General features: G+C 61.5%; 8 protein-coding genes. 7 read left to right on the top strand and 1 reads right to left on the bottom strand.

Annotated elements, in window-relative coordinates; all coding sequences use genetic code 11:
• Nucleotides 1–375: 375 nt before the first annotated feature.
• From VIH17_08715 to VIH17_08695, 5 genes are all read left to right on the top strand, one after another.
• Nucleotides 376–774, top strand: coding sequence for a 4Fe-4S binding protein (locus tag VIH17_08715; protein HEY4683317.1), 399 nt, complete (start codon nucleotides 376–378; stop codon nucleotides 772–774).
• A 6-nt stretch (nucleotides 775–780) separates the two neighbouring features.
• Entirely contained in the window at nucleotides 781–1,950 is a 1,170-nt protein-coding gene (locus tag VIH17_08710; protein HEY4683316.1) for a 2-oxoacid:acceptor oxidoreductase subunit alpha, read from the top strand.
• Complete coding sequence (locus VIH17_08705; GenBank protein ID HEY4683315.1) at nucleotides 1,947–2,831, top strand: 2-oxoacid:ferredoxin oxidoreductase subunit beta; 885 nt, start codon at nucleotides 1,947–1,949, stop codon at nucleotides 2,829–2,831. The genes VIH17_08710 and VIH17_08705 overlap by 4 nt, the downstream gene beginning before the upstream one ends.
• Nucleotides 2,818–3,393, top strand: coding sequence for a 2-oxoacid:acceptor oxidoreductase family protein (locus VIH17_08700; protein ID HEY4683314.1), 576 nt, complete (start codon nucleotides 2,818–2,820; stop codon nucleotides 3,391–3,393). Before VIH17_08705 ends, VIH17_08700 begins: the two co-directional genes overlap by 14 nt.
• 155 nt (nucleotides 3,394–3,548) lie before the next feature.
• The gene (locus VIH17_08695; protein ID HEY4683313.1) at nucleotides 3,549–5,078 is read left to right on the top strand and encodes a nitrilase-related carbon-nitrogen hydrolase; all 1,530 of its coding nucleotides are present in this window, start codon (nucleotides 3,549–3,551) and stop codon (nucleotides 5,076–5,078) included.
• 146 nt (nucleotides 5,079–5,224) lie between these two features.
• On the opposite strand, the gene VIH17_08690 is transcribed toward VIH17_08695, so the two are convergent.
• Nucleotides 5,225–6,115, bottom strand: a complete 891-nt coding sequence (locus VIH17_08690) for a LysR substrate-binding domain-containing protein (GenBank protein HEY4683312.1) — start codon at nucleotides 6,113–6,115, stop codon at nucleotides 5,225–5,227.
• Between the two features lie 148 nt (nucleotides 6,116–6,263).
• Here VIH17_08690 and VIH17_08685 point away from each other — a divergent pair, with 148 nt between their 5' ends.
• Together VIH17_08685 and VIH17_08680 are read left to right on the top strand one after the other, a co-directional pair.
• Nucleotides 6,264–7,334 (top strand): hydroxymethylglutaryl-CoA synthase, encoded by a 1,071-nt coding sequence (locus VIH17_08685; protein ID HEY4683311.1) that lies wholly within the window; start codon nucleotides 6,264–6,266, stop codon nucleotides 7,332–7,334.
• 13 nt (nucleotides 7,335–7,347) lie between these two features.
• Complete coding sequence (locus tag VIH17_08680; protein HEY4683310.1) at nucleotides 7,348–8,499, top strand: thiolase domain-containing protein; 1,152 nt, start codon at nucleotides 7,348–7,350, stop codon at nucleotides 8,497–8,499.

Genomic DNA, 8,499 nt, shown 5'->3' with positions numbered 1-8,499 from the left:
AACTCTACACCGTTTTCGACGTCCACAGCGACGAAGCAACGGCCATTCGGAGCTTCCAATAGCCCTTTAAGACCGCGAGCGTTTGTGTTCGGGCCTGAGGGGAGTTTCGTCAAGTGTCCCCGACGGTGAGTGTTCGAGCGTGAGCAGCGCCGAGCCGAAGTGCCGAGCGGGAACGATGGGCGAATGACTCGCCGCCACGGGCCGCCTTTTCGCCTCCGTCCAATCAGGATGCCTTCTCGTTCCGAAGCGGGTATAATGGTTACGTCCGCGCCTCGTTAAGTTTTCTGCTTTCCCCGGTTCCGCATTCTGCCATCCCCGCTGCGGGGATCGGCCTGCCACGCCCGCTTGATTGCTGCTCGGATTCACGGGGCACGAATGACCACCGAACCTCGAGAGAGACGCACTCCCCCATCGGGTAAGGCCGAAACCGGCAAGCCCGCCAAAAACACTTCAGGAACAGCCCGACAAGAGTCTTTGGCGGGCAAGACGAAGAAAGTCCGCGGCGTCGTTTACCTGGATGCCGACCGATGCAAGGGTTGCGGCTTCTGCGTTGAGTTCTGTCCTCCCAAGGTCCTGGTTCTCTCCGAAGGGTTCAACGCCAAGGGCTACCATCCCCCAAAGCTGATTGACCCAGACAACTGCACCGGGTGCGACCTTTGCGGGATGTACTGTCCCGACTTTGCCATTTTTGCGGTGCAGATCAAAGCGCCCGCCAGGCCGGCCGAGGTGGCGGCGCAGCCCCAGGAGGTGATGGCCCGCGACAGGAACGGGTGAATTGGTATGAACGCATATGCCAAGGCGGATCCTGCCGGGGTTTTGACGGGCGTGCATTTCCTGGACGGCGACGAGGCGTGTTGCGAAGGCGCGCTCGCCGCCGGCTGCCGTTTTGCCGCCGGCTATCCCATAACGCCTTCGACGGAAATTGTCGAGCGCTTTGCCGCGCGCATTCCCAAGATCGGCGGCATTTTTATCCAGATGGAGGATGAGCTAGCCTCTTCGATCGCGATCCTCGGCGCCGCCTGGGCGGGAAAGAAAGCGTTCACGGTAACCTCGGGGCCGGGATTCTCGCTCATGATGGAGCACATCGGGTTGGCGGCGATGACGGAAACGCCCTGCGTCTTCGTCAACGTGCAGCGCGGGGGGCCCTCGACCGGTTTGCCGACCCTCCCCGGCCAGGCCGACATGATGCAAGCGCGCTGGGGCTCGCACGGCGACTACGGCATCATTGCCCTGGCGCCAAACTCGCCCCAGGAATGTTTCGACCTCACGATTGATGCCTTCAATCTGGCGGAAAGGTATCGCGTGCCGGTGCTGGTGATGATGGACGAGTGCGTGGGGCATATGACCGAGAAGGTGGTGATTCCGCCGGCCGAAAAAATCGAGGTGGCCGAACGGCGCTACTCCGCCAAGCGGCCCGGAGAATACCTGCCCTACCAGTGCGATGGCAATCTGGTTCCGGAGATGGTTAAAGCGGGCGACGGCTATCGCTTCCACGTTACCGGACTCACCCACGACGAACACGGCTATCCCGACATGAGCTGGCAGGCGCAGGAAAAACTGGTGCGGCGATTGGTGGACAAGATCCGCAAGAATGCCGATGCCATCGTCCGCTACGAGGAAAAGGGAGTCGAGAGCGCCGAGGTGGTCGTGGTGGGCTACGGGATCACGTCGCGAGTCAACCTTCGCGCCGTGCAGATGGCCGGGGAAGAAGGCGCTCGGGTGGGTTTCCTCCGGCCGATTGTCGTCTGGCCTTTCCCGGAAAAACGCATTCGAGAATTGGCAACCCGGGTGAAAGCATTTGTGGTGGTCGAGATGAACTACGGGCAGATCGTCCAGGAAGTGGAGCGATGCGCGGCGGGCAAAGCCAAGACCGTCCTGGTGCCGCACGGCGGCGGGACCGTGCACCATCCGGAGGAAATCCTCAGAGCCATCCGGGAGGCGGCCCGATGAGCGAAGGAACCTTGCCTGGGGGGCAACCGCTCAATCCGGTGGAGCCCTTTCTCCGCATGGATCGCATGCCGCACATCTGGTGTCCGGGTTGCGGCATCGGGATCACGGTCAACTGTTTTGCCCGGGCGCTGGTGGAATCGAGGGTGCCGCTCGAGCAGACGGTGGTGGTTTCCGGAATCGGCTGCACCGGCCGGGTGGCCGGGTACCTGAACCTCGATTCGTTTCACACCACTCACGGCCGGGCGATTCCGTTTGCCACCGGGTTGAAGCTGGCCAACCCGGAGCTGCGGGTGGTGGTGTACAGCGGCGACGGCGACCTGATCGCCATCGGCGGCAACCACTTTATCCACGCCGCGCGGCGCAACGTGGATTTGAAGGTGATCTGCGTCAACAATTTTATCTACGGCATGACGGGCGGCCAGATTGCGCCCACGACCCCGCTCACGGCGCTGGGCACAACGGCTCCTTACGGCACCTTTGAGCAGCCCTTCAACCTGCCCTATCTCGCGGAATCTTCCGGCGCGGTTTACGTCGCTCGCTGGACTACCTTCCACGTCCGCCAAATCGCCAAAGCGATGCGTGAGATGTTCCAGAAAAAGGGTTTCTCCTTTCTCGAGATCATTTCCCCCTGCCCTACCCTTTATCAGCGGCGCAACCGCTTGGGCGATGGGCTCGAGACGATGAAGTATTACAAGGAGAAAAGCCTGACCTGCCATGGCGCCAACACCAAAGAGGTGAGCATCGGCTTCCAGAGCGAGATCCTGGTCGGCAAATTCGTGGACATCGAGCGGCCGACGTTCCTTGAGACGATGAATGACCAGCTCGCCCGCACGCTCGGCCAGGAGTACCGGCGATACGGAGAAGGCCATGGCGACGACTGAGCTCCGCATTGCCGGCTTTGGCGGGCAGGGAGTCATCCTGGCGGGAATTGTGATCGGCAAAGCCGCCGCCATTTATGACGGCAAGCACGCCACCCTGACGCAGAGCTTTGGCCCGGAAGCCCGCGGCAGCGCTTGCAGCGCTCAGCTCGTCCTTTCCGATCAGCCGATCTTGTATCCTTACCTCACTGCGCTCGACATCCTGGTGGCCATGTCGCAGGATGCTTACCATCGCTTCGGTTCGGAGCTGCAACCGGGGGGTCTGCTTTTGGTGGAAGCGGAGTTGGTCACGTGCCATCCGCGCCCCGACGGGCCGCCCGGAATCAGGCTGCACGGAATCCCGGCCACGCGGCTGGCAGAAGAGCTTGGCCGCCGAGCGGTTTCGAACATCGTAATGGTGGGATTTTTGACTGCCATGACCGGCCTGGTCAGCGTGGAAGCCATCAAGCAAGCCATTGCCGACTCCGTCCCCCGCGGCACCGAGGCCGTCAACCTGGCGGCATTCGAAAAAGGCCTGGAATACGGTTTGGCCCACCTGCCCACCCAGCCGGCCCTGCAGGTTTAGCCGCCCGCGGCGGCGGGTTGCCCCCGAGCGACTGAGTCGCTTCAACCGGGCCTGAAGATTCCGTCCTTTCCACTCGTTTCGTCTTGACGCCCCTCTTGCAACTAAAGTAGCTTGAGGTCATCGCTGAGCATCGCAGTACGCGATTGGAGGTTGTGATGGAACAGACGCGCTCGGCGTTGGCTGCGCAACGGCCCATTTGGTCCTTGCTCTGGTTGGTTCTCGCGACCATCCTGCTTTTCTTCTCCAACGGGAGGCCGGCCATTCCCATCGCGGCGTGGCTAGGGCCTCTCTTCCTGGTGCGGTTCTTGAGGAGTCAAAGACCGTTACCGGGACTGCTGATTGGGTATTTCATTTCCGCTGCCGCTTTTCATTTCCAATTTCGCGGCATGGTGCCGATTCCGGGGATCGGGTATTACGGATTTGTGGCGATGACAGGTTTTGTGGTTCTCCTGCCGTACCTGATTGACCGGCTGGTGGCTCCGCGGCTGGGCGGTTTTCTTGCGACATTGGTGTTGCCGATGGCCTGGGCATCCACGGAATACCTGGTCTCGGCATTCGCTCCGTATGGCAGTTGGGGCTCGGTGGCCTACTCGCAATACGGCAATCTTCCGTTGTTGCAGATCTTGTCGGTGACAGGTCTATTCGGAGTGACGTTCCTGATCGGCTGGTTCGCCTCTGTGTGGAACTGGATTTGGGAGCACGATATTGCATGGCACAAGGTTCGAGTGGGCGCCCTGACTTACGGAAGCATTCTCATGCTGGTTCTTCTCTTGGGCGGAGCACGGTTGATGCTCTTCCCGCCGGCATCGGCCACCGTCCGTGTGGCGTCTATTTCCAAGCCTGACCTTCAAGGTTTCCCGACCGCTGAGATCCAGCGTCGGCTTTTTGCCGGCGAGGCCACGAGCGCTGACCTGGAGGCGATCCGGTCCAGGGGACAGGCCATCGCCGACGATTTGCTCGCGCGTGCCGATCGAGAGGCCAGGGCTGGCGCCAAGGTGGTCTTCTGGGGAGAAGCCAACGCTCCGGTCTTTAGGGAGGATGAGGCCGCCCTGATTGATCGTGGTCGTCAACTGGCACGGGAACGCCAGATTTATCTGGCCATGGCTCTTGCAACCTGGAATCGTGGCCAGGCCCGGCCGCTCGAAAACAAGGTGGTCTTGTTGGACGCGAGCGGAAATCTCGCGTGGGAATTTTACAAGGCTCGTTCGGTGCCAGGCGAGGAGGCGGCGATTTCCGCGCTAGGCGATGGCCGAATCAAAAGCCTTGCTACGCCTTATGGACGGATCGCTGCCGCGATCTGCTTTGATATGGATTTTCCCCAGCTTCTGCGACAAGCAGGACAACTTGGTGCGGACGTTCTGCTGGCTCCTTCCAACGACTGGAGAGAAATTGACCCCTGGCACACGCAGATGGCGACGTTTCGCGCAATTGAACAAGGCTTTTCCCTGGTTCGGCACACGAGCCGGGGGCTCTCGGCTGCAGTGGACTATCAAGGACGTGTGCTCGCGGCCATGGACCACTACCAGGCGACAGATCGTGCCATGATTTCCCAGGTCCCGATTCAGGGCGTGAGAACCATTTACTCGCGGGTTGGAGACCTCTTTGCTTGGCTCTGTCTTCTTGGAACCCTTGCAATGGTCGCATGGGTTCTAAGTCGGGGGCTTCTCACCAAGGGGAGCCCGTAAATTGGCGGTTTGTTGTAGCGGGTATTCGCGGGCAGGCGGTTTCCTAAACCGCGTGTCGGGAGTTCCCTTCGGCTCCGCTCAAGACAGGCAAGGCAAGCTTTTCGGTCGCCCCGATGCTTTCTATCGGGGCGGGCAGAATCGCTGCTTCAGGATGAGTCCTTCTGTTTTGTCGTCACGACCAGCAAGAAAGCCCGCGCCGCGTGGGACAGGAGATCACCGCGTCGAAATACCACGCGTAGCTTACGTTCGATGCGCAGCTCAGGAATCTCCACTTCCATCAGGACTCCCTTGGCCAACTCTTCTTCGATACACATCCTCGGCACCAAAGCCACTGCCTGCTGCATCTGCACGAACTTCTTGATGGACTCCACCGTTGGCAACTCCACGTCCATATGCAGCGGCACGTGATGTTTCTCGAAGGTGCGCAGGACACGCTCGCGGTAAGGAGACCAGATGTTGTGGGCGGCAAAAATCTCGTGGCCCAGCTCGTGGATCGAAACCTGTCGGCGCCGCGCCAGTGGATGGGCCGGATAGACGACGAAGCTCAGGCGGTCCCGGTAAACGACCACCGAGGCCAGATGCGAATCTCGAGGACGGTAGGAGAGCACGCCGAGGTCGAGGTTGCGCTTGAGCAGTTCCTGGGGAAGGTTCCGCGCCAGGCTGCGGACAATCTCCACTTTGACATGCGGATAGAGGCGACGATAACGGGCGATGAGGGGGAGCAGATAAAGTGCCCCGGTTTCATTCGCCCCAACGCGTACCCGCCCCCGCTCGAGGTGGCGCAGCTCGGCCAGGGCAGAGGGAATCTCGCCCCGCAGGTTCAACAGCCGTTCGGCGTATTGCAGCAATAGCTCGCCCGCGTCTGTCAGCGCGGGTATTTTGCTCGAGCGATCGAACAGAGACTCTCCCAGCTCCTCCTCCAAACGACGAACCGCCAGGCTAATCGCCGGTTGTGTGCGCAGGAGGCTCTTGGCAGCTCGGGAGAAGCTTTTCTCCCGCGCCACCGCCAGAAAGACCTCGAGTTGGTGCAAGTCCATTGCCTTGTCTCCTATAAGGCGGACGCTCCGCTGACCAGCGCCGGCCAGCATAGCATAAGTTGTATTTATTGTTATTTATAAAAAATAAATTTGACTTTCGCAGGGGAGTGCTTAGACTTGGCCGATCCCGGGGAGGGTATTTCCACAGATGTCGGCGCACGGCATGTTGATGCGGACCGAGCAACCGGTTGGTATCGCCAGCTATGGGGCCTATGTGCCGCGGTGGCGCATCCGCACGGAAGCCATTGCTGCCTGCTGGGGTTGGGAGGGAAAGCGCGTGCCCATCCGCGCCAAATCCGTCCCCGGCCCGGACGAAGACACGGCTACGATGTGCATTGAAGCTGCCCAGAATGCGTTGCGCCGGGTGGCGGTTGCGCCGGGCCAGATCCGCGCCGTCTGGGTAGGAACCGAATCCAAACCCTACGCTGTCAAGCCGACCGCGACGGTTGTGGCCGAGGCGCTCGGCCTGACTCCGTTCATCAGCGCAGCCGATATGGAGTTCGCCTGCAAGGCGGGCTCGGAAGCCATGCAGACGGCGATAGCCTATGTAGGCTCCGGAATGGCGCCCTATGCGTTGGCGATTGGCATGGATACGGCTCAATCGCGTCCGGGAGATTCGCTCGAATACACGGCTGCTGCCGGCGGCGCGGCCTTCCTCTTCGGACGGGCCGAAAACGCTCTGGCCGAAGTCGAGGGAAGCCTCTCTTTCGTTACCGACACGCCTGACTTCTTTCGCCATGCCCACCGTCACTATCCGCAGCACGGACAGCGGTTCACGGGTGAAGTCGCGTACTTCTACCACTCGCTCGAGGCGGCGCGGGGTCTGCTCAAAGAACTCGGGCGCGAACCAAAAGACTACCGCTGGGCTGTCTTCCACCAACCGAATCCCAAGTTCGTGCGCCGCCTGGCGCAGCAACTCGGCTTCAGCCAAGAACAGATCGAGCCGGGCTTCCTGGTGCCGGCCATAGGCAACACCTATGCCGGGTCGTCGCTTTTGGGGCTGGCCGCCGTTCTCGACATTGCCGAGGCCGGCGATCGCATCCTCTTCACCTCATACGGGTCCGGTGCGGGCAGCGATGCGCTCTCACTGGTCGTCACCCCGCGGATCGGGCCCATACGGGCGGGTGCACCCGCAGTGCGCGACTACCTCGAGCGGAAAAAAGAAATCGGCGACTACGGGCTGTACTTGCGCTTGATGAAAAAGATTCACCGCGAATGAGGCAGGGGGGCATGTGCGCGACGTTAGCATCATTGGCGTAGGTCAGACCCCGGTGGGGGAACATTGGGATCGCTCGCTGCGCGAGCTGGGTGTCGAGGCGGTACGGTCAGCCCTGGCCGATGCTGGACTCGAACGCCCCCAAGCTCTCTTCGCCGGCAATATGCTCTCCGGAGTTCTTTGCAATCAGGAAAATCTGGCCACGCTCCTGGCTGATTTTGCGGGCTTCCCTGGGGTCGAGGCAATCAAGATCGAAGCCGCCTGCGCCTCCGGGGCGGCGGTGGTGCGCGCGGCCCAATGGGCGGTGGCCTCGGGCGCACACGACCTTGTGGTCGCCGTGGGCATCGAGAAGATGACCGATCTGGGCATTGACGGCATCACCGCAGGCTTGGCCACGGCCGCCGATGCTGACTACGAGGCCGCCCACGGGATTTCCTTCACTGCCCTTAACGCCCTCCTGATGCGCCTGTATATGGAGCGCTATGGCTACAGCCGGGCCGACTTTGCTCCTTTTGTGGTGACCGCGCATGAAAACGGAGTCCACAACCCCCAGGCGATGTTTCGCGAGACGGTAACCGTGGACGATTTCCTGAATTCCCCCATGGTCGCCGACCCGATCTCCATCCTCGATTCCTCGCCCGTGTGCGATGGCGCAGCTGCCGTTGTGCTTTGCTCAAGCGACCGGGCGCGCTCTTTCACCGACCGGCCAATAAAAATCCTGGCCTCAGCCACCGCCACCGATACCATCGGCTTGGGGCCGCGCAAAGACCCCTTGTGGTTCGAGGCCGCCTATCAGTCGGCCCAGCGGGCTTACCGCCAAGCCGGCTTGCAGCCGGAGGACATTGATTTCTTCGAGCTGCACGACGCCTTCACCATTGTCTCGGCCATGTCGCTCGAAGCGGCCGGGTTCGCCGAGCGCGGTCAAGGAGTGCGCTTCGCGCTGGAGTGCAACATCCACCGCCACGGCAAACTTCCGATCTCGACGCAAGGAGGACTGAAGGCACGTGGCCATCCGGTGGGGGCGAGCGGCACCTACCAGATCGTGGAAGCCGTCAACCAGTTGCGCGGCCAGGGGGGCGCTAACCAGGTGGAAGACTGCCGCCTCGGAATGACCCAGAGCATTGGGGGAATGGCCTCGGTGGCGGTTACGCACATCCTGGGGTTATAG

The organism is Candidatus Acidiferrales bacterium, assembly GCA_036514995.1.
Lineage (GTDB): Bacteria > Acidobacteriota > Terriglobia > Acidiferrales > DATBWB01 > DATBWB01.
The sequence above is the reverse complement of the archived record's forward strand: the minus strand, read 5'-3'. Positions and strand labels throughout refer to the sequence as shown.

What these genes read in the sequence shown, in the direction of transcription:
- VIH17_08695 (HEY4683313.1), top strand. Translation starts at nt 3,549, where the DNA reads ATGGAACAGACGCGCTCGGCGTTGGCTGCGCAACGGCCCATTTGGTCC.
- VIH17_08715 (HEY4683317.1), top strand. Translation starts at nt 376, where the DNA reads ATGACCACCGAACCTCGAGAGAGACGCACTCCCCCATCGGGTAAGGCC.
- VIH17_08705 (HEY4683315.1), top strand. Translation starts at nt 1,947, where the DNA reads ATGAGCGAAGGAACCTTGCCTGGGGGGCAACCGCTCAATCCGGTGGAG.
- VIH17_08710 (HEY4683316.1), top strand. Translation starts at nt 781, where the DNA reads ATGAACGCATATGCCAAGGCGGATCCTGCCGGGGTTTTGACGGGCGTG.
- VIH17_08690 (HEY4683312.1), bottom strand. Translation starts at nt 6,115, where the DNA reads ATGGACTTGCACCAACTCGAGGTCTTTCTGGCGGTGGCGCGGGAGAAA.
- VIH17_08685 (HEY4683311.1), top strand. Translation starts at nt 6,264, where the DNA reads ATGTCGGCGCACGGCATGTTGATGCGGACCGAGCAACCGGTTGGTATC.
- VIH17_08700 (HEY4683314.1), top strand. Translation starts at nt 2,818, where the DNA reads ATGGCGACGACTGAGCTCCGCATTGCCGGCTTTGGCGGGCAGGGAGTC.